Genomic DNA, 25,283 nt, shown 5'->3' with positions numbered 1-25,283 from the left:
AAAAGCATTTACGAATTTATCTTGCTTCTCTATATATTAAAATTATAACAATTTACACACATTTTTGAAATAAATGTCTTCTTATATTCACAAAAGATACTTTATTTTTATTTCACTGTAACCTACATGCACTTTTATGATGTTATAGTTGTAAACGTTGAATTAAGAAAGTAAGTATAAGCAAGTAAATAAAACAGATAATTATAAGAAATATATAAACCTGTATAGTTCGTTTTCGTACACAGGTAAAATCAATTAGGAGGATTTTTAACAATGAAAAAATTATTATTAGCATCTTTCGCGTCGATTACAATTGCAGCAACTGGATTTGGCGTGAGTTCAAATGTATCAACAGCTGACGCAGCTGAAACACCTGTACAACAAACAACACAATCAACAAATGATGTATATGATCAATTTATTGAAGCAGGCGGTACTAAAGCTTTATGGGACAATATTGTAATGCCAGAATCAAGTGGCAATCCAGATGCTGTAAATGAATTAGGCTATAGAGGTTTAGGGCAAACTAAAGAATCTTGGGGAACTGGATCAGTTGAAGAACAAACAAAAGGTATGATTAACTACGCCGAAGAACGTTATGGTTCGGTTGACGCAGCGATTGACTTCCGTGTAGCTAATGGCTGGTGGTAAGTATTACACCTGATTTCTAGGTTTAAATATATATAAGTAAGCGAATGGGTCATAGGACTCATTCATAAAAAAGGGACTAATTCCGTATTAATGATATGAGATTGGACATAAATCCCAGAAAAATAGCACTCAGATGATTTGATTCTATTCAATTCATCTAAGTGCTTATTTTTTTATTCAATACTTCGCATTGTTGACTCGCTTTCTTAGGGGACAACTTCAGACTGTAGTCTTTAGCTTGCGTTGTTCCCTCATGAGCCGTGCCAAAATACGTCGCATCCGTATGTAATTTTACATTAAAATACTAAAAAATAAGGCCCTTACGTAAAATTTAATAAACACTACTTAAATATATTAACGAGGACCTTATATATAAATTTCATAACATCGCTCAACTAATATTATCAATTGAAACTTCTGTTTTAACCCACTACAACGCAAAATACTATATTAGCTTTTAACGTTGTTTCTATATAGCAATTCAGTTGTCTGAAATTGATAAATTATATTTTTTTATTATAGTAATAGATTTTACTGTATTGATGCAGGTTCGGGATGTACATAGACAGACGATATACCTTTACCATGCATATGTTGTTCCACTTTATCACAAATATGATGCGCCTCTTCTAATGATAAATCTGAATCTACAACGATTGTTACATCAACGAAAATACTACTACCATGATATCTACCTTTAATTGTATGGACATCAATCACTTCTTCAATGTCTAATACATAATTCTTATATGCTTCTAGCTCCTGTTCATTAAATCCATCACTTAATGTAAATATAGCTTCTTTGAAAATACCGAAACCTGTATATATAATAAGCAAACCTAAAACAGTTGCTAGCAATGTATCTATGATCGGTAAACCAAACTGAGTAAATACTAAACCTATTGCGGTACCAATACTAACTAAAGCATCTGATAAATTATCTTTGGCTGCTGAATTAAGCGAACTACTGTTCGTACGCTTTGCAAGCTTTTGGTTGATAGTAAAAACGGCTAACATAATCAAACCACTAATAACACTGACATAAATCGTGACCGCATTCGGTGTACTGTGTTCATTTGAAAATACATTCGGCAGATTTTCAATTACTACTTGAATACCAACAAACATAATAATAAACGAAACCAGTAATGATGAAATATTCTCAGATTTTAAATGACCATAGGGGTGGTTTTTGTCTGCTGGTTTAATAGAAATTTTCAAACCAATAATAACTGCTAATGAAACAATAATATCTGTCATATTATTGATACTATCAGCCCTTACCGCTGCCGAATCATAGATATACCCTACTATAAATTTTAAAATAGAAAGTATGATATAAACGATTAAACTCAGATATGCACCTTTTTGTGCAAGTTTTAAATTCTCACTTTGTGTCATGTGCTACATCCACCTTAATTGATATTGGATTATATATTATGACCTATCACAAGCATATTTACAACATTTTTTATTATAAAATTATTTAATATTTTTTAGTTAATTATTTTTTTAGCCATTCCTAAAACATACTGTTAAATTGTGCAAAAATTAAAATTATAAAGTTGAAAGTCCTGATGTATCTTCAATCTTTTCTATTAGTGTCCTACTAGTTCTTTGGTTATATAGTAGTATTAAATAAAAAGAGCATTATCGTAGCCACTCCAAAATACAGATAGGACAACTAATAATGCTCAATAATCAATGTCATTTCCTCAAAATTTAATTTGGTGTCAGTCTCTTAATATATATTTAGATAATACAAACGTAATTGGTATAGTAATAATAAGCCCAGCAAATGGTGCGATAACAGATGAAATGTGGAACCATTGTACAAATATATATAATAAGATGGTTTGCATCCCCATATTAACTACTTGAGTTAATGGGAATTGAATAAATTTGCGCCATGTAGGTTTTACTTTGTATACAAAATAACAATTTAGATAATAAGAGACTATAAAACTAACTATAAATCCACTGATATGGCTGACTAAATAATTTATATCAATTAACTTTAATAAAAATAAATAAATTACGTAATAATTAAAGGTGTTAATTCCACCAACAAGAATAAATTTTATAATTTCATATTGTGTCTTGGTTAAATCCATCAATTTTCTCCTTTGTGTGCCAATCTAAAATCTCCATACTACAATAAAATATAATTTGTTTACCAAGGTGAAATACGTATAAATATATTGCTTATAAATCAGTATTTCATCATAATAAATTGTATTATATATTAAAAATAATATCTCGAATAGTGTGCACGTATTAAATATGTAACTTTGTCATTGCATTTATATTCACATGTGCGATAATAATCTAGTTACTAAACATTCAATTTTTCTTTATTATAACGTAACTAACTGTGCTTAAAGGAGTACTTTATATGGATAAAATTACCAATCGCCAACTGCCTTTGATGGTCATTATTATGTTAGGTATTATGACTACTTTTGGACCTTTAACAATAGATATGTACGTACCATCACTACCAAATGTACAGAGTGATTTTGGAGCAACTACCTCACAAGTACAACTTACACTGTCGTTTGCTATGATTGGGCTTGCAATTGGACAATTTACTTTTGGCCCTCTATCTGACGCGTATGGGCGTAAGAAAATAGCCTTACTTATTATTTCAATATACGTCATCGCTTCATTAATAGCGGTATTTACAACATCGCTTTCACTTTTACTAATAATACGCCTTATACAAGGGCTAACTGGGGGAGGCGCCATCGTTATTGCCAAAGCATCCATTGGCGATCAACACAAAGGGAAATCTCTTGCTAAGGGATTAGCCTCTTTACTAGTCGTTAATGGGATTATCACTATCCTTGCACCTTTAATTGGTGGATATGCTTTAAGTGTTTCAAATTGGAAAGCAATATTCCTAATTTTAACCGTTGTTAGCTTTGCAATATTAATTTTTGCATTCTTCAAAATGGAAGAAACGAGAGATACAGATCTTACAAAACTTAATTTTCCCTTAATATTTAAAGACTTTGGATATTTACTCAAGAAACCAGCGTTTATCATTCCAATGCTCTTACAAGGATTAACTTATGTGATGCTCTTTAGTTTTTCCTCTGCTGCACCATTTATTACACAGAAGATATACGATATGACACCGCAACAATTTAGTGTTTTATTTGCGTTAAATGGTATCGGCTTAATTATTATGAGTCAATTAACAGCCTTACTCGTAGAATATATGAATCGCTATCTTCTTCTTGTATTATTGACATTAATACAGATTTTAGGCGTTGTGTTAATTATATTCGTGCTTATATTCCACTTACCATTATGGGTATTAATCATCGCATTTTTCCTTAATGTATGTCCTGTAACTGGAATTGGTCCACTAAGTTTCACATTAGCTATGGAATCAAGAACTGGTGGCAGTGGTAACGCATCGAGTTTACTCGGTTTATTCCAATTTATTTTGGGCGGGATTATGTCCCCTCTTGTAGGCTTAAAAGGTGAATACAGCGTTATGTCTTACCTTATTATTCTAGTGATTACTACTATATTAATTATTTTATTAGAAGTATTATTAAAATCTATCTTAGTTAAACATAACGCATAAATTCTAAAAGCCAACATTTTAGAGTGTATAGAATAACAAACTAACAATGCTAACAAAACCGATTAACTAGTCAAATACGACTGGAATGGAAAGCTATATGTAAATTTCATTTCTATCCTAGCCAATTATATGGGGCGAGCTTACAAAATCAAGTTTTAAATTTTTGATTTTTAGCCTGCCCCTATTTTAATTAATCTATTTTTAATTTAAACAATTGGTAACCATATTTCTGTAATATAATCTTCAGCTCTAATTTCCCCTTCTTTATAAAACTCAAAAAATGGCGCATTTCGTAATTCATAATCTAATGATGGTAAGATATATCTATTAATAGATTCCATAGCTTTTTTTATAGAACTTGGTACTGGACCTTCAGCATCAAACACAATGTATCTCCCGCCTGCTATTTCTGTTTGTTGCCAAGTTGTATTAGTATCATCACTAGTAACCCCAATTAAATAATGCATTTCCCCATTATCGAGTGGTTTACATAAACCTAAGAGACCTGGTAAACGTTCGTAACCTAATTTTAATAAGTCGTGTTTTTTACCACTTTCATCAAAATCCATCCAGAACATAAAAATATTTTCTTGTGCTTTTTGTCCTGTAGCATATTCTCTTTTTTCTCCCACTACAGATAATGTTGGTAGTGTTTCTATTCTATGGTTCATATGTAATCCCCCATATTCATTTTTCTGTTATTATAACCAAAACATCATAGCAATATCTATTCTAAGCTATTAACAGATTGCTTAAGCATCTTAATAGGTAATTTTTAAGAATAAATATATAATAAATGAAATGTAAAGTTGCTTCGTTTTTACATTGGAATAAAATCATTAGGGAGAGCGTCATCATGAAATTAAATATATTACCTGTTAAGCCAATCAGTCAGTTGTTTCCAATACCAATGGTTATGGGCTGTGAAGGGGTATCTACAGCAATGATGTTACAGTTTAATCAGCATAAAATACCAGCTACTCAAATAATGAAACATTGGCCTAAACATAAAAATAATCCTTATAAAGGATACGTAGGTCATCACTTATGGATTAAATGGGGGCACCATCAAACTATTTTCCCTTCTGCCCTCGTCCCACATCTAAAGCGCTATGATCAACATATTATAGATAGTACGGGGCAATCTTTAACGGATTTATGTGCAGTTTTAGATAGTGGTCAACCTGTTGTTATTTATCATACCGTACTCGGACAACGACCATTGCGTCGTACTTATAAATTAGATAATCAACCAACTAAATTAGTTTCTAATATCCATGTTACTTTACTCATTGGCTATGATGATAATAATTACTATTACATCGACCCCCTATGGTCACATATAGGAAAATCAATTGTATTTCCAGCACTAATACCTAATAAATACCAAGTAATAAAAATTAGAAAATCAAAGTTAGCACAAAGTTACAACGCACCAGGCCGTTTGAGCTTTCATATACAAACGTAATTATTTTTGAACGCTAAATAAAAATCAGTTACTTAATAAATGGCTATATCAGGTGCTTCAATATGTAGTTACAATAAATTTAATAATAAAGAAGCGACCATGTTATCTTTATGGTCGCTTCTTTTCACTATATGTTAATGGTATATAAAGCGTGATTAATTTCTTGCGCTATATTATCAGAACGCCATTCTCTTTGATAACCGAGACATGAACAAATATATGTTACCCCCTGTTCTTCAAAGACATTTCTAAAATGGACATGTCCCATAATGCTGTATCGAATATCATATTGTTGATAAATCGCATCAAAATCAGAAGTCCCAATAAAAGCATTAAAATAATCAAATATTCTATGAGGCATTGGTACGGCAAACCTAGGGTGTGTCACAATATGCGTCATTAAAATAATATGTTTATGTTTCACTTGTTCTATATCTTTAATTGTTTGTTTTGCTGCAATCGTCGATAGCTTTCTATCTTCCATAGGCCAATCTATTTTAACTTTGTCTTGCCAAGTTGCGCCATAGTATTTTCTACGAGCTATACGCTCAAGTGAAAATTCTGGACTTGCGTACGTATAGTCATACCAACCTGTATTACCAACAATCGCCCATGAGTCATTGAGATGGTATGGTTTACCTATCAAACACGCTTCCATATTCATATAGTAATCTAAAATTTCAGCAGACGATGCATCCGTATCTGTAGCCCAAAAATCATGATTTCCTGGAATAAATAATATTTTTATATGTGATTGAGTCTCTACATCATAGATAAACTTATGCGTTAATTTATAATTATTAGAAATATCTCCTGCAATAAGTAACAGTTCTATTTTTCGTTTCTGTATAGCATTTACTAATTCGTGTGTATAATCCTCTGGTGTTAATCTCTTGTGGCGATCAATATGCAAATCTGATATGACACCTATTTTCATTACTATCACGTTCCTCTATTATCTTAACACCTCTATTATGACACATTTGAATATTAACTTTTAAATCATGCGCCTATAAATTAATAAGTATTGAAGTCAATTGTTTTTTAAAATTACTATCTATGCTTTTGTGATAATGGTAATATAAAACAATCAAAAAAATAAGGAGTAAATATGTTATTATTAGAAGCTTTTTTAATATTTATTATAGCAGTGATTATTAGTTCAATTATACATAACAAGTTTCCAAAGATACCAATGGCTTTCATTCAAATTGGGTTAGGTGTTTGTTTATATATTCTTCCTATCCCCTTACACTTTGAATTTGAACCAGAAGTATTTATGATGGCTGTGATTGCCCCATTACTATTTGTTGAGGGCACACATGTATCTAGGTCTAAACTGTTAGAATATCGCAAACCTATTATTTTAATGGCGATGGCGTTAGTATTTACAACTGTGATAGGTGTAGGTTATTTCATTGGGTGGATTTGGCCTGAATTGCCCATGCCTGCTGCCTTCGCGATAGCAGCCATTCTTTGCCCCACAGATGCTGTCGCTGTACAAGCTATTACTAAAGGAAAAATATTGCCTAAGGGTGCGTTAACTATATTAGAAGGTGAATCGTTATTAAATGATGCTGCTGGTATCATCTCTTTCAAAATCGCTGTTACTGCACTTGTTACTGGTGCATTTTCTGCGTTCGATGCAATCGAACAATTTATTATTTCAACTATTCTAGGCATATTGATAGGTGCAATTTTTGGCTTCATGATTGTACGACTCCGTGTTTATCTATCCATGAACAAGGGTCTTAAAGATGGTAATACAATGATATTCATTCAATTATTAACACCTTTTGTCGTCTACTTTATTTCTGAGATGTTGCACGCGTCGGGGATTATTGCAGTGGTAGTGGCTGGTTTAATACATGGATTTGAACGTGAACGATTGATTCGTGCTCAAACCGAACTACAAATGAACTATAATCAGATATGGAGTACATTAAGTTATGTTCTGAATGGCTTTGTCTTCGTCGTATTAGGTTATATTATACCTAAGGTTGTTTCTTCAATTTTCAAAGACGAACCGCAGAACATTATATTCCTGATTATTACAACATTACTCATTGCATTAGCTATTTATGTTTTCCGTTTCATCTGGGTCTTTATGTTATTCAAACAATTTTATTATCCAAATAATATCCAATCGTATCTTAATGACCAATATGAAGTGCCACCAAAACGTGTACACTACGCTTTTATTATGACAATGTGTGGGATTCACGGTACAATTTCTCTTTCTATGGCATTAACATTGCCTACTTTATTAGCACAACAACAAACTTTTACTTATAAAAATGATTTACTATTTATTGCTTCCTTAATGGTAATTATTAGTTTAGTTATGGCACAAATCGTGCTACCTATTATTACGCCTTCAGAAGAGAAAACAACATCAACCACTATGAGCTATGCGGTTGCAAAAATTTATATAGTACAGCATGTTATTAAAGATTTTAAAGCAAAGTCTAAAGCACAAACGTCCACAAATTATAGTACAGTTATTTCTGATTATTTTGATGAACTATTCTTCCTACTGCAAATGACGCCAGAAGAAAATAATGCTAAAGAGGTCAAACGACTAGAAACAATTGCTGGCGAAGTAGAGACAGAAACGTTAGAACGTTTAGTAACTCAAAATAAAGTTGACCGTCAAACGATTTTGAACTATCGCTCAGCTATAGAAACATCAAGACAATTTAAAGAATCATCAGCTGTTCATAAATTTAAGGTTGTTATTAAAATGTTGATTTTAAGATGGAGAGCAAAAAAACATGAAGAGAGTTCACAGATAAAACAATTCAAATCAAATTTTCAAGAAGTAAAAAAAGTTATGCGTATCGTACATCATAATGTCGCAATACGTTTGAAAGAAGAACAAACAAATGAAAATGTATTAGAAGTCAACATCGTTTTAAACCAGTATTACAACAGACTGCACAGAATTAGAAGAAATCGTAATAAGCAAAATGAAACACCTGTCACAACAAATGAAGCACATAAGTTAGAAGGGTTATATTTACAAAGAGCTTATCTTGATGAACTAATTCAAAATAAACAACTAGATGCACATGTCGCTGCACAAGTTAGAGAACATATTAATTATAATGAAATCATATTGACTTCAAAATAAAACTACTGTCACTACATCCAATTTCACCTTGGGGTAGTGACTTTTTTACATTATTACAATATAAATATAAAGCCTTAAAATCATTTTTCAATTGTGTTAAAGTTATATTTATTAATACATTAATTGGAGGAAATATATTATGTATTGGAAAAGGCTCATTGTATTATTAGTTCCCCTATTTTTAACTGGCTGTGATTATTCTACAGACGAAGCTAAAAGCGGCTTATTTTATTCAATTTTTGTCCAACCAATCGACATGTTGTTACATGGATTAGGACATTTATACAAAGATAATTATGGTTTAGCAATCATCACAATCGTGTTACTAATAAGACTATTTCTGCTTCCTTTTATGCTTGCACAAGTAAAAAACATGCATATGATGCGCGAAAAAACAAAAATTGTTCAACCGCAAATTGACGAGGTGAGAAATAATATTAAAAATGCGAATTCACAAGAAGAAAAAAACGAAGCACAACAATCGCTAATGAATCTTTATAAACAATATGATATTAATCCTTTAAAAAATGTTCTAGGATGTTTACCTATACTTATACAATTGCCTATATTATTCGGTTTAATTATTACTTTAAAGTATCCTACAGGAGATGGCATTGATCGTTATCCAGACTTTTTATGGTTCAACTTAACAGAACCTAATCTTTGGATTTCGCTAATTGCAGCAGTAGTATATTTCTTCCAACCGTTAGTTAATGCGCGCCACTATCCTAAAGACCAAAGAAAAACACACTATATATTGATGGTTTTATCACCTATATTCATCACATATATTTCCCTACATTCTGCTGCAGCACTTGGACTATATTGGACTGTTGGTGGATTATTTTTAATTATTCAAATGCATTTTGCACATTCATATTACGGTAAACTTGCACGCAACAAAGCAAATCACCTTCAAGATCAGTTAAATGAGCGTAAATCGATTTAAATGTATTTAAAATTTTGTTATTTAAACACTTAATATTTTTGCTTTTTATAATTTATTTGAATTGAAAAATTTCTTTTTTCAAAATAATGATGCTATAATAACATCAATTTAGTATAGTAAGGGGGCTTTCTATGGATTTTACAATTAGAGAGTTGACGGAAGAAGATCGTCATGGTAAAGCCAATGTCCATTACGAGAGTTGGTTAAAAACGTATAATCACATTTCTGAAAACGACTACTTAGAAAATCTTGATAAAGAACAATTTATTAAGAAGTCCTCTATACACGATCTTCCTACCTTAGTAGCAACCGTCAAGGGAGAGATTGTAGGGTTTATCACTTATGGTAAAACAAAATCTATTTCAGAATCTGACAATTGGAGTGAGATATACGCGTTGTATCTTTTAGAAGCGTATCAACGTCATATGATTGGCTATGCTTTAACACAACGAGCACTAGAGCTATCTTATCCAGATAACGTGACACTCTGGGTTGTAGAAGAAAATACTAACGCTATTAATTTCTACGAACAAGTTGGATTTAAAAAAACGCCATATAAACAACCTACTTTCTTCGGCAAAACATATAACGAAATTCGCATGGATTACACACGTACTGAACACGATAATTAAATTCAACACAAATAAAAAGGGGATAGGAAATCTTGTTTTAAAGATTTCCTACCCCTTTGTTTATATTATACAATAGAATTTGTTAACTTTTACTTTAGTGTGTTTCTCCAAGTGCGACTTTAATATCTTCGTCAGACTCAATGATAGCTTCTAATGCAGCATTTAATCCCTTTCGGATCGTTTCCACAGACATTGAAGGCTTTTCGGGTTTATCTACTACTTGTTCAGGGATAAATGGCACATGAATAAAACCGAATTTTATATTAGGAAATTGCGTTGCATGTAAGTAACCTAATTGATATAAAATATGATTACATACAAAGGTTCCAGCCGTGTTAGATAAACGTGCAGGCACACCACTCGCTTTAATAGCTTCAGTCATACGTTTTACAGGTAAGTTTGAAAAATACGCCTGTGCCCCATCTTGATGAATGCATTCGTCAATCGGTTGTTGACCTTCGTTATCTGCTATCCGTGCATCATCAACGTTAATACCAACACGCTCTGGTGTTAATTCAAACCTCCCGCCTGCTTGTCCAATTGCTAACACAACATCATAATCATATTGCTTCATACGTGCTTCAACTGCATGTTTACTTTTATGAAAGACAGTTGGTATTTCTAACTTATCTATCGTATGTCCTTCAATACTATCTGGTAATAGTTTCACCGCTTCTAATGCGGGATTAATTTCTTCTCCACCAAATGGATCAAATCCAGTTATTAAGATTCTCATTTTAAAACGCTCCTTTTTCAATTGAAATCAGTTAAAACGCCCATACATACATTAAGCCAATATGTATTACTATAAGTATCAGTGCAATCGGTGCTTGTGCTTTGATAACGCCAAATTCCTGTTTCATTTCTAATAATGCTACCGGCAATGTATTAAAATTAGCTGCCATTGGGGTTAACAAAGTACCACAGAATCCGCCAGTCATAGCTAATGCACCTGCGATAACAGGGTCGCCACCTTGTGCGATGACAAACGGAATACCAATACTTGCAGTAATTACTGTAAATGCAGCAAAAGCATTTCCCATTAACATAGTAAAAAATACCATACCTAATATATATGCAGCTGCACCTATCAAGTGATTTCCTTCTGGTAATACAGACGAAATACCTTTTGATATAACATCTCCAACTCCACTTACAGTAAATAGCACCCCTAAAGCAGCTAAAAATTGAGGTAAAATACCCACCGTACCAATTTGTTGCGTTAGACGGTCGCTATCATAAAGCACATATTTCATCTTAGGTTTAATTACTATATATGCAGCTATTAACCCTAATATAGAGGAAACGCCTAAACCTATTGCGCCACCTAAAGGCGTCCAATTGGAAACAGCGATAGCTGCAATTGCTAAGATGACAGCTGGAACAAATAGTTTATTCCCATATTTTTGGGCACCATGTAGCCCTTCTTTTTCAGTCACATCAACAATATTATTAATTGTCACTTGTTTAAATAAAGTCAGTATCCCCATCATTAAAATAAATAAACCATTAATTACGTTTGGGATATAAGGACCAACAATAAATGTTGCCGCTAACAAAATCCAAAATAATGCTGTGCCATACTTCTTTTTATGGGTAGAAGACTTCAAAATCCGAAAAGCAGTGTATAGTAATTGTAAACCTATTAAAATATAAAAAACTTCTAAGATATTATTTAATACTTGTTCACTCATCACGGCTCACCTGCTTTGAGTTATATTTTTTATCTAAATATTTATCAAATCTTATATTATTAAGCCAGACAAGCACTAATACAATTAAAGCTATGGGTACTGATGCCAAAACTAATTCAATTGCGTCTACCTTAATGCCTAATGATTGAAATGTCCCTACCATTAATAAAACCCCTGCAGCACCGACAAATAAATTTTGTCCAAAGAAGTTTCCATAATTTTCCATTGCAGAAGTTTGTGCTTTTATTTTTTCTATGTCTGCTTCATCAACTTCATCGTCTTTCAAATTATATCTAGTTTTTAACGCCCCTTGAACCATTGGATTAATCAGTGGACGCACAAATTGAGGATGACCACCGATGCGTATTGAAGCCACGCCAGCAATTTCTCTAATTAGTAAATATATTGTCATCAGGCGTCCACTTGTAACTCGTTTCACTTTTCCTATCATGTTAGAAGCTTGTTTTTTCAAACCGAATCGTTCAATCAAGCCAACCATTGGTAACGTTAATATAAATAATGTAACTAAACGATTATCAACAAACGCTTTACCCAGTGTTTCTAAAATGGAATAAAAATCTAATCCAGACACGAGACCAGTAACAACAGCAGCAATTAAAATCACTGCAATCGTATCAATCTTAAACAGGAACCCCAATATAATAATTAGAATACCAATTAACTTTAACCACTCCATAAAACCCCTCCTTATGCCTACATTATAATTTTAAATTTTCTAAATACAATAAAAATTATCGAAATTTCAATAGTTTATAACCGTTCGTCATAATTATTAGTACTTTTTAATATTACTAATAGAAAACACTTGCACTTAAACTGGCTAGACTAATATTAATTATTCATATTTGTACATAACAAGCCAACATGAACACGCTGACTTAAACATTTGATAATATTTTTATGTTATAACAATTTGTATATAGAAAAAGGGCAACACACATAAGTGTATCGCCCAATTGATTCCATTAAAAAGACGTTGGCTGGAGTAAAACAATGGATAATAGCCATCTTCTCCTTGCCAAAGATAGAGAAGCTTATTTTTTATGGTCACATTTACTAACTAATACCAAGCTAATGATTGTCAAAATGATCATCAGCATTTGATAACCAATATTACTCCTTTCTAGGAGTGTTACTATTCTTTATAGGCATCAACCTATTTAGAATGAGATTAGCCATCATCTATCCAACTTGCTCACTTTTTTATTCTAACTTCATGTCATTTTTAACTAATGTAGCAGAGAAAATCAAAATTAATACGTTATCTAATTTTGATAGCTCTTACTATCATCAAATGATTAAATTATAGTATATTTCAGTTATTTCCAAAATAAAAGAGCTATATCCTTTTAATACCAAGGGATAGCTCTTTTACTTTAACCAGTATATTGAGTCAGTGAGACCTATGCATGAGCTTCAGCTCAAGTAAAAATGTTATTTCTTTCAATACTAATAAGTTTCGATGTGCAAGACGACGAAACTTTTTAAAATAAATTAGATTTCTATAGCCTTCTTTTTAAAATAATCATCTATATCACGAACTCATTCATCACAATTAAAATAACTCTCGACATTCTATAAATTACAACCATTTTAATTCTGAATCAGCAACATTACGTGATGGTAATAATGTTTCTATCACCAGGATAATTGTACAAATTAACGAAATTATATTTAATGATACAGCAACACTATTGATTTGAATAATATCAAAGGTAATATTAACAAATATAGATAGTACAATTAGTATGATTGCTGTTGCGCGTTTTCTACCGGCATCATAAAATCTACGCAATGTAATTGCAAACATTGGTACGATTATCGCTAAAGCAAATATACCCACAAAAGCTGATAATATTGCCGCTACAATAAAGATACCCGTAATAAAGCAAACGATACCGATGAGCGCAATGATGAATATACTAATGATATGAATCAATACCGGTGTCCAAAATTCTAATCTGTTTGATTTGCCATTAAAATCTATATATTTTCTCCAAAAATCTTTATACGCCTCTAGCATGTGCTTACCACTCCATTTTCTTCTTGTGGAACTTTTAAAGTACATATACATATATTCACTAATATATCGTAATACCCTATTTTTTAAAACTTATACTAAAAATATTAGTAAATTTAAAAACATTATATCAAATAATTACTTATTTTGTTTTAAATATATGACTTTACGATACGAGTTAATACGTATGGCAATTCTATAAACGCACTATTTTTATGTAGTCTTTCACTTACTTTATGTGCATCTTTACCGATAGGTCCGCAAAGTATGGTTGGCGCACTAATAGCTTGTATCGCTTCAAAAGGAATCGAATAAGTTTGATTAAAATTAGGTGCATTTTGTTGATAAGTAATTATTTGAGACATGTCGCCTGAAAAATTCAAATAACTACTATCACTAATGCCATTAAAATAATGAACACGTTCACTGTTACGTTGAAATTGTTCTTGTAAAGTTTGACGGACCAATTCAATAGTTTCCTCAACTTTTGCATCATAAGACGTATTAACTGCTGGATAATAAGGCGTTGCAAAAAAAGTAACGACCGCTGGCGCAATGTTTCTACAGATTTGCATTAATCTATCTGTCACTTTAATACTTTGTAAATGTAAATCCTTAGTTTGTCGTATCACTTCTCTTATTTCTTTATCTATAAATGCTTCACCATGATGTTTGATCGCATATGTTTTCAATTGCTCAAATGTCAGTACATTAATTTTAGTATCAAAAGGAATATTTTCGCTTTCTAAAACCGATAACCAATCACTTTCACAACATTCTGTTGCTTTTATTACTGTATCAATAAATTGCCTATATAAGTCAGCAGGTTTCTGTTTGAAAAGGAACATATTAAATAATGCCATTGTTCTAAATGGTGTTTGTACATCGTATGTTTGCTTAATATCTCTTGTCATTAATGAAACAGGCAAAGGTGTCGTTTCATTTTCAAATGCTTCTTTAAATATACTATTGTATTCTACCGCTTGATTAATATAACTCATCATAAAATTAGAGCTCAAACCATCCATTGGGTTGCCTACATGTGTCTCTTTGCCATAACACAATACACCTGGCATTATTTTTCCAATAGAACCAGAATATATATAATGTTGTTCATCTGCACTAGCTTGTTGGAAAGTAGGTTCACTGTTTAAATGAAGCTGAATATCTAAATGATGTTGTTGTTTTAATCTAGCAATGGTCTCTACAGCTTTGCGCATACCCGAGGAATTCACTTCTTCATCTGGTACAGTGACTAGAATTAAATTGATATCCCAGTCTTCGATACTTGCTTGTTCTATTAAAGACAAATGCAACATTAAACCTGCCTTCATATCCATTACGCCACGTCCAAACAAGTATGTATCACGATTTAAATCTTCAATAGCATCTTCACTGAGATAACTATTGTTTTCTTTAAAAATAGTTTTTAACGCATCTGGATTAAAAGCATGTTTACTATACGGGCCAAAGTCTTCTACGCCTACAGTATCAAAATGACTGATTAGAACAATAGTTTTTCTAGAAGTAGGTGCCTTATAAAACGCTACAACTGCTTCTTTTTCATCTTCAGTCCGTTCAAGTAATATATGAGATTGATGCTGTTGAAAATAATTTAATTTTAATAGTAAATCTTTTACAAAATTAGGAAATGTAGTCTCACCTTCTGTATTAGTAATCGTCTCATGCTTAACTAAACTTTTTAATAAATTCAGTCTATCTTCATAAGTTTGCCATAGTTGCTGTGACACATAACCCCTCCTTATGTAAACGCTTCCTTAATTATAATATGTTTTTCATTTCATAATCAATATATTCTCGTCAAAAAGCTTGGTGAATTTAACATCCATGCACTTAATATAGTGTGAACTTCGAGTTTATATAAAAATATAATAAAAAACGGAATTACAAAATCAATATTATAAATTGATTTCGTAATTCCGGTTCGAAAATAATTAATTATAATTTAAAGTTCTATAGATTTACGTTAATTATTAAATTGATTTTTTGGTACTAATATAAGTACTGCTAAAAATGCGATAATCGCTAATGCTGCATTGAACCACAAGCCAAACATTGCTCCAACTTGTATATTCGATACTACAGTCATCACGGTAAAGATAGTACCAGATAATGCGACACCAAATGAATTTCCTAATGATGATGCCATTTTATAAACACCTGACGCAACGCCAACTTTGTCTTCTGGTGCAGTTGATACTGCTGTATCTGTCGATGGTGTTGCGTACATACCTAATCCCATACCATAGATTAAATAACCTATTATACACGTTACAATATAAACTAGCGTAGGTAAAAACGTGAATGAAATTAAAATAATCCCAATAGCATTAAGTGCTGCACCAATTAGCATTGGTCTTCTTGGACCAACCTTTTGTAGCACTTTTTCTCCGACTCTAATCATTACAAGCACGGCTACTAAATACGTAATAGACATGACGCCAGATTGGAAAGAACTAAAATGTAATCCAGATTGGAAATACGTATTAGCAACAATAAGTGTCCCTGCCACTGCATTTAATAAAAAGTTAGAGATTGTAGCACCACTATAACCTTTATGTTTGAATAGTTTAAAATCTATAAGTGGATTTTTAACTTTGCTTTCATAATAGAAAAAACAAAGTGTTGAAATAATAAACACAACAATTAGTGACATGATGAATGGTGAGAAAATCCCATAATTAGATGATTCTGTGATAATCAAGTTAACACTTAGCATTGCAATAATTAAAATAATAAGGCCTACTATGTCAAATTTAGCTTGCTTTGTTTCTTCTGTTTGTATAGCTTTCGTTTCTGGTGTATGTCTCATTAAATACATCGCCATTAATGCTACAAGAATCGAAATAATAAATATTGATCTCCAACCAATAAATGTAGACATTATGCCACCAAATAATGAACAAATGCCTGTGCCTCCCCAAGAACCTATTGACCAATAACTCAATGCGCGTTGGCGACGACTACCAATATAATATTCATTGATAATCGCCAAAGTTGAAGGCATAATACACGCTGCAGATAACCCTTGGATTGCGCGTCCAACAACAAGTAATGGCATAAACCCTGGTATTATGATTAATAACGAACCAACAATACTTAATATCAATCCGATGTAGGTCATTTTCACTCTACCATATCTATCAGCCAGCCCTCCTGTTCCTACTACAAATAAACCACATAATAATGCAGTTAAACTTACTGCCACATTGATTGTTCCATAATTCGTATCAAATGATGACTCTAAATCTGGAACAATATTTACTAATGATTGGGCAAACAACCAAAATGTAATGACCCCTAAGAAAATACCGACAAGAAGTTTATTATCTCCTTCAAACGAATGTGTTGATTCCATATGCTTTTTTCCTCCTAATTTCCCGTAAACACATAGATCACATTTCAAAACAGGTATACACGCCTTTAACGCTATCCTCCATATAAACTGGAAAACCGCTAAAAAAGTCTATATCTATTTCAAAACTAATCTTTTAAGATACAATTGGCTTAAAATTATGTAATAATTATATGCAATTAAATTTATATTAATATCTACATTTTTTACAAATCCTTTTAAAAGCCAATATTAATAAAATAACACTTCACTCTCAATAATGCTAAAGAACTGCGTCAATTATGTATTTATTTACATAGTGAGTAATTTGATTCTCCACTCTAATCACTGCTATATTGGGATATTGGATATAATTTATATAAAATAATTCACATAAAACTCATTAATCTATAAAATTCTGTATAATCAACCATGTCAAACTAATAAAAAAAAGGTGAAACCATGTTAAATTTATTTATCTTATTACTAGAACGCGTTGGCCTAATTATACTCATCGCATATATTTTAATGAATATTAACCATTTTAAATCGATGATGAATGACCGAGAAAAACGCCGTTCGCAATGGCAACTAATTATCATATTTGGTTGTTTCTCTATGCTTTCAAATTTTACTGGTGTACAAATTCGTGGTGATGAAATTATCAACGGCACGGTCTATAATCATTTGAGTCCTGATGCGTCGTTAGCAAACACACGCGTATTAACAATTGGAGTATCCGGGCTAATTGGAGGTCCATACGTCGCCTTAGCTGTGGCATCGATTTCTGGCATTTATCGTGTTTATATCGGGGGCGCAGATGCATACATATATTTAATTTCTTCAATTATCATTGCACTTGTTTCAGGCTATTTTGGACATAAAGCTATGCGAGCAAACAGATACCCAACAATTGTAAAAGGCGCGCTCATCGGTGGTGCTACAGAAATTATTCAAATGCTTTGTATTTTAGTATTTTCTGATAATACCGCACACGCGTGGACATTAGTGAAACTTATTGCCTTACCTATGATTTCCATTAACTCAATAGGTACAGCTATATTTTTATCAATCATACTTTCTACAATTAAGAAAGAAGAAGAAACTCGCGCAATCCAAACTCATGATGTCTTACAATTAGCTAACCAGACTTTGCCTTATTTCCGTTCAGGTTTAAATGAGCAATCAGCTAAACAAGCTGCTGAAATTATTCTGAACTTAATGCGTGTTTCAGCCGTTGCTATTACAAATCGTAAAGATATATTAACTCACGTTGGTGTTGCAAGTGATCATCATGTTGCACAAAAAGCAATTATTACGGATTTATCAAAGATTGCAATTCAAACTGGAACTTTAAAAGAAGCTTATTCAAGTGAAGAAATTGGTTGTAACCACCCTGGATGTCCATTAGAAGCTGCGATTGTTATGCCATTACATGTAAAAAATGAAGTCGTAGGTACACTAAAACTCTATTTTACTAACAAGCACGACGTAAATTTTTCAGATAGACAGCTAGCAACTGGACTTGCAGATATATTTTCTAGTCAACTTGAGCTTGGACAAGCTGAAACACAAAATGCATTAATAAGAGATGCTGAGATAAAGTCACTTCAAGCCCAGGTTAATCCTCACTTTTTCTTTAATTCAATTAACACGATTTCAGCATTAGTAAGAATTGATAGTGAAAAAGCACGAGAATTATTATTACAACTCAGCCAATTTTTCCGTTCAAATTTACAAGGTACACGTAATAATACCATTTCTTTAGAAAAAGAATTACAACAGGTTGAGGCTTATTTATCATTAGAACAAGCACGTTATCCAGATCGCTTCAATGTTAGTTTTGATATCGATGATTCAAGCTATAGTGCTTTAGTGCCACCTTTTGCAATTCAAATCCTTGTAGAAAATGCAATTAAACATGCATTTAAAAATAGAAAGTATGATAATAATATTATTGTAAAAGCCCACCAAAATAATTTCGGATTAAATATTTCTGTCTCAGATAACGGTCAAGGCATACCAGTTAACAAACTTGATAAAATTGGCAAAACTAGTGTTTATTCAGATTCTGGCACAGGGAGTGCATTAGAAAATTTAAATCAAAGGTTAGATGGTTTATTTGGCTATAAAGCTAAACTTCAATTTGAATCAAATAAACAAGGTACAAAAGTAAGCTGTACAATTCCACATAATATTACAGAGGAGGAATAAATATGAAGGCGATTATCGTAGATGACGAACCGCTAGCACGTAATGAACTACACTATTTATTAAATCAGATTCGTCCTTTTGATTTAATTAAAGAAGCCGAAAATATCTCTGAAACATTAGAATTGTTACTTTATGATAACTATGATGTTATTTTCTTAGACATTAATTTAATGGATGAAAGTGGTCTTGATTTAGCTAATAAAATCAAAAAAATGAAGCATCGCCCTTTGATTATATTTGCTACTGCACATGATACTTTTGCGGTAAAAGCGTTTGAATTAGATGCCATTGACTATATTTTGAAACCATTTGAACAACAACGAATCGCACAAGCTATCCATAAAGTTGAACAAGTGCTTCACTCAAATATCGAACAACAAAATTTTATAAATAATGATAATAATCCTAATGAAACACACAACAAACTTGAGAATATGCCAAACGTACTTCCTATAGAAGTTAACGAGCGTATTCATATTATTAACTTAGATGATATTATCGCAATTTCCGTCAATAACGGTGTCACAACGATAAATACGACACTCAATGAATTTGAGACTTCTGAACCGCTGAATCATTACGAAAAAAAATTAGACACTACTCAATTTATGAGAATTCATCGTGCCACTTTAATTAACAAGACACATATTCAAACAATTGAACATTGGTTCAACTATACTTATCAATTAACCATGACTAATCAATTAAAATTCCAAGTGAGTCGCTCTTATATGAAACCATTCAAACAAGATATGGGGTTATCTTGATTTTCAAGTTCTAATTTATGCATTTCAGAAACAACGTCTAGTAAGTCGCATGCCAATCCAACTAAAGTAATCGCTTTCATTTTATAATTAACCCAAGATCAATACGGGAGGAACTTTAATTATGGAAGCAAACAAACAACAAAATGCAGCACAAACGCAGCATTCAAAAACATATAATTTTTTCCATCAAGCACTTGTGATTGCTATTATCATGCTTATTTCAAATATTATCGAAAGTTTCATGCCAATTCCTATGCCAGCTTCAGTTATAGGTCTTGTGTTACTATTTATAGCGCTATGTACAGGTATTATTAAACTTGGTCAAGTCGAGAAAGTCGGCACAACTTTAACGAACAATATTGGTTTTCTATTTGTACCAGCAGGTGTATCAGTTATTAATTCACTAGGTATTTTAAGTACGAGCCCTATCCTAATTATTTTATTAATTATTATTTCAACACTCTTATTGTTATTATGTACAGGGTTCTTTGCTCAAATGCTTATAACTAAATCCTTTATTCCAAGAAAAAGACCACAAAAACAACTTGCGGAGGATAAATTATGATTGAACATTTAGCTATCAACACGCCCTATTTCGGCATCTTACTTTCATTGATACCATTTATTATAGCCACATTTTTATTTAAAAAAACTAATGGCTTTTTCTTATTCACACCACTATTTGTAAGTATGGTCGTAGGTATAGCGTTTCTAAAATTAACTGGTATAGATTATGCAAATTATAAAATTGGCGGAGACATCATTAATTTCTTCCTGGAACCGGCAACTATATGTTTCGCTATTCCTTTATATAAAAAACGTGATGTTTTAAAAAAATACTGGAAACAAGTACTAGGCGGTATTACTTTAGGTACCACTGCAGCACTCATTTGCATTTACTTAATAGCTGAAGCATTCCAATTTTCTAATGGCATTATTGCATCTATGTTACCTCAAGGTGCGACAACTGCTATTGCACTACCTGTTTCAGCGGACATCGGTGGCATTAAAGAACTAACTTCATTAGCTGTTATATTAAATGGCGTAATTATTTACGCACTCGGTACAAAGTTAATCAAACTATTTAATATTACCAATCCTATCGCTCGTGGCCTTGCACTTGGCACAAGTGGACATTCCTTGGGCGTCTCTTCAGCACAAGAATTTGGTGAAACAGAAGCTTCAATGGCATCTATTTCATTAGTTATTGTCGGTGTAATTGTTGTAGTTGTTGCTCCAATTCTTGCAGCAATATTACTTTAAATAATAGTAATTATATTGTAATGAGAAAGAGAGAAATCAATAATCTAAAAGTTGATTTTTCTTTTTCTCATTTTCATTTCCATAAGCACAATGATTTAAAATTTTGGAAAGATACACTCAAGTTATATAAAATATAACAATTTTATAAGTTATCAGAAAATTAAAATTACTTATGATTATATCCTTGTATTGTGATAGGAATTGTTGTATTATGCATGTATTATTAACTTTGGAGGTTTAAATTTATGACATTATTTTTACTAGAAGCAAATGATTTAGCTTTTGCCTCAAATAAATCTGACTTAGAAAAGAAAGCTGCAGACTTAACTACAGGCTCTGTACCGACGCTTATCGAAGTACAAGCAACTGAAGATTTAACACATGGTTATTTTATCGTCGAAGCAAATAATGAAACGGAAGCAAAACAATTTTTAGAGGATGCTTCAATTAATATAAATTTAGTAAAAGAAGTTCGTTTAGTAGGTAAAGAACTAGATGAAGTTAAAGCCGGAGATCCAAAAATTGATTATCTAGTAACATGGAATATTCCTGAAGGTATTACCATGGATCAATATTTAGCTCGTAAAAAGAAAAATTCAGTTCATTACGAAGAAGTACCTGAAGTTCAATTCCAACGTACTTATGTATGTGAAGACATGACTAAATGTATTTGCTTATATGATGCACCAGATGAAGATGCAGTACGTCGTGCACGTAAAGCCGTAGATACACCTATCGATGACATTGAAAAAATTTAAAGAACTACTTTCTCAATGAAATTGAGATTAGTAGTTCTCATAATTGAAGTAAAAAATCATAACTAATCACTTCACGAGTATGGGACATATATAACCCCTTTTACTTGTGAGCATTTAATATATCATGCACATTAAATGACTAATGTATAGTCATACTTGTGGGGGCGGGAATTTGAAATTCAACTATAATTTGGATTTCAATCCCGCTCCTTTATTATCAATTTAATCCCTACTAAAACGATACGAATAATTGAGGTGAAATACGTGATTCATATTGACCATATTCAACATCAATTTGGCGATAACCAAGTTATCAATGATTTTGAACTCAATATAAATAAAGGAGATATCGTTACTTTTATAGGTAAAAGCGGATGCGGTAAATCTACGCTATTAAATGTAATAGGTGGTTTTTTAACACCTACATCAGGCACAGTAAATATCGATGGTGAAATTAAACAAACACCTTCACCAGATTGTTTAATGATATTCCAGCACCACAATTTATTACCTTGGAAAAATATTAATGACAATATAAGAATTGGTTTATCACGACAACTAAGTGACAATGAAATTAACAAACATTTAAAAAGTGTTGATTTAAATAATAAAGGCACCTTATTCCCTGAAGAACTATCTGGTGGTATGAAACAGCGTGTGGCACTGTGTAGAGCACAAGTCCACCAACCAAATGTGATATTGATGGATGAACCATTAGGCGCATTAGACGCCTTTACTCGTTACAAATTACAAGACCAACTAGTTCAATTAAAAGAACAAACTGATGCTACGATTATTTTAGTAACACATGATATTGATGAAGCTATTTACCTTTCTGACAATATCATATTGCTTGGTGAAGGATGTGAAATCATTAGTCAATACAACATTAAACAATCACACCCACGTAACCGCAATGATAGTCATTTATTAAATATTAGAAATGCAATTATGGAAAAATTTGCTTTAAATCACCATATGGCAGAACCGGAATACTATTTATAAGGAGTGTTAGACATTGAAAAAGTTATTTGTTCTTTCAGTAATGTTCCTTTTAATAGTTTCTGGGTGTACAAATGATAACCAGCAAACAGCTCATAACAATAATCAAAATAAAAAGACTATAAAAATCGGTTACCTCCCTATTACACATTCAGCTAATTTAATGATGACTGAACAAGTTAGACAACAAGCAAAAGAATCGGGATATAATTTAAAACTTGTACGTTTTAATAATTGGCCAGATCTTATGGATGCATTAAATAGTGGAAAAATAGACGGTGCTTCAACACTCATTGAACTCGCGATGAAATCTAAGCAAAAAGGTTCCAATATAAAAGCTGTCGCACTTGGACACCATGAAGGTAATGTAGTTATGGGACAACAAGGGAAGAAAGTTTCTGATTTCCATAAACATGAAAATTATAGTTTTGCTATTCCTCATCGGTATTCTACGCATTATTTACTATTAGAAGAAATGCGTAAACAACTGGGTCTTAATGCAAAAGACTTCAGTTATCATGAAATGGCACCTGCTGAAATGCCCGCAGCTTTAAATGAAGGACGAATTTCAGGTTACTCAGTTGCAGAGCCCTTTGGCGCACTGGGTGAAAAGTTAGGAAAAGGAGAAACAATTCAGCATGGAAGCGACATTATACCAGATGCGTATTGTTGTGTCCTTGTATTAAGAGATGACCTAATAAACAACCACACTGATGCTGCAAAAGCATTTATATCTGACTATAAAAAAGCTGGTTACAAAATGAATAATCAAAAACAAAGCGTGGATATTATGGATAAACATTTTAAACAAGACAGAGATGTTTTAGAACAATCTGCCAAATGGACTTCTTATGGTGACCTTACTATTGAAGAAAAAGGTTATAGCAAAATTAAGAAGTTAATTAATGAACACAAACTGTTTAAAGCACCAGATTATAATGAATTTATAGACCCAACGTTATATAAGGAAGGATAAAGTGAAATGACAACTACATTAATCAAAAAATTCACATTGCCCCTATTCACTTTCATCATTTTTCTATTTTTATGGCAATGTGTCATTTGGATAGGTAATTACCAACCTATTCTGTTACCAGGCCCTATTCTCGTAGCACAAAGTATATGGCAATTTATTATTTCCGGGGAAATATTCACACATTTAGGTATTAGTCTATTTCGTTTTTTTGTAGGTTTTGGAACTGCAATTTTAATAGGCGTACCAGTTGGGTTCTTATTAGGTCGTAGTAACACACTTTTTCATGCTATAGAGCCTTTATTACAGTTGATTAGACCCATCTCACCTATTGCTTGGTCACCATTCGTAGTTTTATGGTTTGGTATTGGCAGTCTGCCAGCAATGGCGATTATATTCATTGCTGCTTTCTTCCCTATTGTCTTTAATACTATTAAAGGCATAAGAAATGTTGAACCGCAATATTTGAAAATTGCAGCGAATTTAAACCTCAAAGGATGGTCATTATATAGAAATATATTATTTCCAGGCGCCTTCAAGTATATTATGGGTGGTATTCATATGGCGGTTGGTACAAGTTGGATTTTCTTAGTTTCAGGCGAAATGATTGGTGCTCAATCTGGATTAGGCTTCCTAATTGTGGATGCGCGTAACATGTTAAATCTAGAAGATGTCTTATCTGCAATCTTCTTTATTGGTTTATTCGGATTCTTAATTGATCGACTCATTAGTTACTTAGAAACAATCATTTTAAAAAGATTTGGAGAATAAAGGAGCGTATATAT

24 protein-coding genes are annotated in these 25,283 nt (G+C 32.1%); 14 read left to right on the top strand and 10 right to left on the bottom strand.

Features of this window, described 5'->3' with window-relative positions; translation table 11 throughout:
* Positions 1-273 precede the first annotated feature (273 nt).
* Positions 274-651 (top strand): aggregation-promoting factor C-terminal-like domain-containing protein, encoded by a 378-nt coding sequence (locus J5E45_RS08370; protein WP_039067328.1) that lies wholly within the window; start codon positions 274-276, stop codon positions 649-651.
* Positions 652-1,182: 531 nt separating this feature from the next.
* On the opposite strand, the gene J5E45_RS08365 is transcribed toward J5E45_RS08370, so the two are convergent.
* Together J5E45_RS08365 and J5E45_RS08360 are read right to left on the bottom strand one after the other, a co-directional pair.
* Positions 1,183-2,052 (bottom strand): cation diffusion facilitator family transporter, encoded by an 870-nt coding sequence (locus J5E45_RS08365; RefSeq protein WP_069792320.1) that lies wholly within the window; start codon positions 2,050-2,052, stop codon positions 1,183-1,185.
* Positions 2,053-2,384: 332 nt separating this feature from the next.
* Entirely contained in the window at positions 2,385-2,765 is a 381-nt protein-coding gene (locus J5E45_RS08360; RefSeq protein ID WP_039067330.1) for a GtrA family protein, read from the bottom strand.
* 281 nt (positions 2,766-3,046) lie between these two features.
* On the opposite strand from J5E45_RS08360, the gene J5E45_RS08355 reads away from it, so the two are divergent.
* Complete coding sequence (locus J5E45_RS08355) at positions 3,047-4,249, top strand: putative multidrug effflux MFS transporter TcaB (RefSeq protein WP_208182005.1); 1,203 nt, start codon at positions 3,047-3,049, stop codon at positions 4,247-4,249.
* 206 nt (positions 4,250-4,455) lie between these two features.
* On the opposite strand, the gene J5E45_RS08350 is transcribed toward J5E45_RS08355, so the two are convergent.
* Positions 4,456-4,920, bottom strand: a complete 465-nt coding sequence (locus J5E45_RS08350; RefSeq protein WP_208182004.1) for a GyrI-like domain-containing protein — start codon at positions 4,918-4,920, stop codon at positions 4,456-4,458.
* A gap of 185 nt (positions 4,921-5,105) precedes the next feature.
* Here J5E45_RS08350 and J5E45_RS08345 point away from each other — a divergent pair, with 185 nt between their 5' ends.
* Positions 5,106-5,717: a C39 family peptidase gene (locus tag J5E45_RS08345; RefSeq protein WP_208182003.1), complete on the top strand. Its 612-nt coding sequence runs from the start codon at positions 5,106-5,108 to the stop codon at positions 5,715-5,717.
* A 127-nt stretch (positions 5,718-5,844) separates the two neighbouring features.
* Here the strand turns inward: J5E45_RS08345 and J5E45_RS08340 are convergent, their stop codons facing one another.
* On the bottom strand, positions 5,845-6,654 hold the full coding sequence (locus J5E45_RS08340) for a metallophosphoesterase (RefSeq protein ID WP_208182002.1): 810 nt from the start codon (positions 6,652-6,654) through the stop codon (positions 5,845-5,847).
* Positions 6,655-6,828: 174 nt separating this feature from the next.
* Here J5E45_RS08340 and J5E45_RS08335 point away from each other — a divergent pair, with 174 nt between their 5' ends.
* The 3 genes from J5E45_RS08335 (at position 6,829) to J5E45_RS08325 (ending at position 10,431) form a co-directional block, all read left to right on the top strand.
* Positions 6,829-8,850 (top strand): cation:proton antiporter, encoded by a 2,022-nt coding sequence (locus J5E45_RS08335; RefSeq protein ID WP_208182001.1) that lies wholly within the window; start codon positions 6,829-6,831, stop codon positions 8,848-8,850.
* 139 nt (positions 8,851-8,989) lie between these two features.
* Entirely contained in the window at positions 8,990-9,799 is an 810-nt protein-coding gene (gene yidC / locus J5E45_RS08330; protein ID WP_101049872.1) for a membrane protein insertase YidC, read from the top strand.
* Positions 9,800-9,930: 131 nt separating this feature from the next.
* The gene (locus tag J5E45_RS08325) at positions 9,931-10,431 is read left to right on the top strand and encodes a GNAT family N-acetyltransferase (RefSeq protein WP_039067338.1); all 501 of its coding nucleotides are present in this window, start codon (positions 9,931-9,933) and stop codon (positions 10,429-10,431) included.
* Positions 10,432-10,525: 94 nt separating this feature from the next.
* Here J5E45_RS08325 and pcp read toward each other — a convergent pair whose 3' ends face one another.
* The 6 genes from pcp to J5E45_RS08295 form a co-directional block, all read right to left on the bottom strand.
* Positions 10,526-11,167 (bottom strand): pyroglutamyl-peptidase I, encoded by a 642-nt coding sequence (pcp, locus tag J5E45_RS08320; protein ID WP_039067339.1) that lies wholly within the window; start codon positions 11,165-11,167, stop codon positions 10,526-10,528.
* Between the two features lie 31 nt (positions 11,168-11,198).
* A complete protein-coding gene (locus tag J5E45_RS08315; RefSeq protein ID WP_069792313.1) occupies positions 11,199-12,125 on the bottom strand; it encodes a DUF979 domain-containing protein in 927 nt (308 codons plus the stop codon).
* A complete protein-coding gene (locus J5E45_RS08310; protein WP_208182000.1) occupies positions 12,118-12,822 on the bottom strand; it encodes a DUF969 domain-containing protein in 705 nt (234 codons plus the stop codon). Before J5E45_RS08310 ends, J5E45_RS08315 begins: the two co-directional genes overlap by 8 nt.
* A 906-nt stretch (positions 12,823-13,728) precedes the next feature.
* Positions 13,729-14,169: a DUF805 domain-containing protein gene (locus J5E45_RS08305; RefSeq protein WP_039067343.1), complete on the bottom strand. Its 441-nt coding sequence runs from the start codon at positions 14,167-14,169 to the stop codon at positions 13,729-13,731.
* Between the two features lie 149 nt (positions 14,170-14,318).
* Positions 14,319-15,917: a M20/M25/M40 family metallo-hydrolase gene (locus J5E45_RS08300; protein ID WP_107549168.1), complete on the bottom strand. Its 1,599-nt coding sequence runs from the start codon at positions 15,915-15,917 to the stop codon at positions 14,319-14,321.
* A 236-nt stretch (positions 15,918-16,153) separates the two neighbouring features.
* A complete protein-coding gene (locus J5E45_RS08295; RefSeq protein ID WP_039067346.1) occupies positions 16,154-17,545 on the bottom strand; it encodes an MFS transporter in 1,392 nt (463 codons plus the stop codon).
* Positions 17,546-17,983: 438 nt separating this feature from the next.
* Between J5E45_RS08295 and J5E45_RS08290 the strand changes: the two genes are divergently transcribed.
* The 8 genes from J5E45_RS08290 (at position 17,984) to J5E45_RS08255 (ending at position 25,269) form a co-directional block, all read left to right on the top strand.
* Positions 17,984-19,735, top strand: coding sequence for a sensor histidine kinase (locus tag J5E45_RS08290; protein WP_069792310.1), 1,752 nt, complete (start codon positions 17,984-17,986; stop codon positions 19,733-19,735).
* A 2-nt stretch (positions 19,736-19,737) separates the two neighbouring features.
* On the top strand, positions 19,738-20,502 hold the full coding sequence (locus J5E45_RS08285) for a response regulator transcription factor LytR (RefSeq protein ID WP_069792309.1): 765 nt from the start codon (positions 19,738-19,740) through the stop codon (positions 20,500-20,502).
* Positions 20,503-20,623: 121 nt separating this feature from the next.
* Positions 20,624-21,067, top strand: coding sequence for an antiholin-like murein hydrolase modulator LrgA (lrgA, locus tag J5E45_RS08280; RefSeq protein WP_039067351.1), 444 nt, complete (start codon positions 20,624-20,626; stop codon positions 21,065-21,067).
* The gene (gene lrgB, locus J5E45_RS08275) at positions 21,064-21,765 is read left to right on the top strand and encodes an antiholin-like protein LrgB (protein WP_119615149.1); all 702 of its coding nucleotides are present in this window, start codon (positions 21,064-21,066) and stop codon (positions 21,763-21,765) included. The genes lrgA and lrgB overlap by 4 nt, the downstream gene beginning before the upstream one ends.
* A 245-nt stretch (positions 21,766-22,010) precedes the next feature.
* Positions 22,011-22,523, top strand: a complete 513-nt coding sequence (locus J5E45_RS08270; protein ID WP_107530031.1) for a DUF4242 domain-containing protein — start codon at positions 22,011-22,013, stop codon at positions 22,521-22,523.
* Positions 22,524-22,787: 264 nt separating this feature from the next.
* On the top strand, positions 22,788-23,528 hold the full coding sequence (locus J5E45_RS08265) for an ABC transporter ATP-binding protein (protein ID WP_107554361.1): 741 nt from the start codon (positions 22,788-22,790) through the stop codon (positions 23,526-23,528).
* A 13-nt stretch (positions 23,529-23,541) separates the two neighbouring features.
* Positions 23,542-24,501, top strand: coding sequence for an ABC transporter substrate-binding protein (locus J5E45_RS08260; protein WP_208181999.1), 960 nt, complete (start codon positions 23,542-23,544; stop codon positions 24,499-24,501).
* A 6-nt stretch (positions 24,502-24,507) separates the two neighbouring features.
* Complete coding sequence (locus tag J5E45_RS08255) at positions 24,508-25,269, top strand: ABC transporter permease (protein WP_208181998.1); 762 nt, start codon at positions 24,508-24,510, stop codon at positions 25,267-25,269.
* The last annotated feature ends 14 nt before the right edge of the window (positions 25,270-25,283 follow it).

The sequence above is a fragment of the Staphylococcus shinii genome (assembly GCF_017583065.1).
In the GTDB taxonomy this organism is placed as follows: Bacteria; Bacillota; Bacilli; order Staphylococcales; family Staphylococcaceae; genus Staphylococcus; species Staphylococcus shinii.
The sequence above is the reverse complement of the archived record's forward strand: the minus strand, read 5'-3'. Positions and strand labels throughout refer to the sequence as shown.